Here is a 277-nt window from a genome sequence, read left to right as displayed (position 1 = left end):
CGAAACGCTGCCGCCCGAATTCATCGCCCGCTCGGTATGGCGCACCGCCACCGTCGCGGCGCGGGTGAAGCTCTTGGCGCCGGTATCCTCGCCGCCCTTCTCCGCCACTTCGTAGAGCTTGAGTTCCGCCTGCTCGATCTGCTTGGCGGGATTGATTTCCTGGCTGGTGTCGAGCGCATTGTCGACAAGGGCACGGCCCACGCCCACCAGCGCGCGCAGCATGGCGAGGTCATAGACCTGGTCCGCGAACGCACGCGCGCCGATCAGGCTGGCCGGA

The 277-nt window shown here is 67.5% G+C and carries 1 protein-coding gene; it reads right to left on the bottom strand.

Going from position 1 to position 277, the window contains the following annotated elements; translation table 11 throughout:
* Positions 1-277 (bottom strand): hypothetical protein (locus NLU14_RS21650; RefSeq protein WP_275710505.1); only part of this gene is annotated, 277 nt, incomplete at both ends.

It is taken from the genome of Marinobacter iranensis (genome assembly GCF_029207565.1).
GTDB classification, from domain to species: domain Bacteria; phylum Pseudomonadota; class Gammaproteobacteria; order Pseudomonadales; family Oleiphilaceae; genus Marinobacter; species Marinobacter iranensis.
The sequence above is the reverse complement of the archived record's forward strand: the minus strand, read 5'-3'. Positions and strand labels throughout refer to the sequence as shown.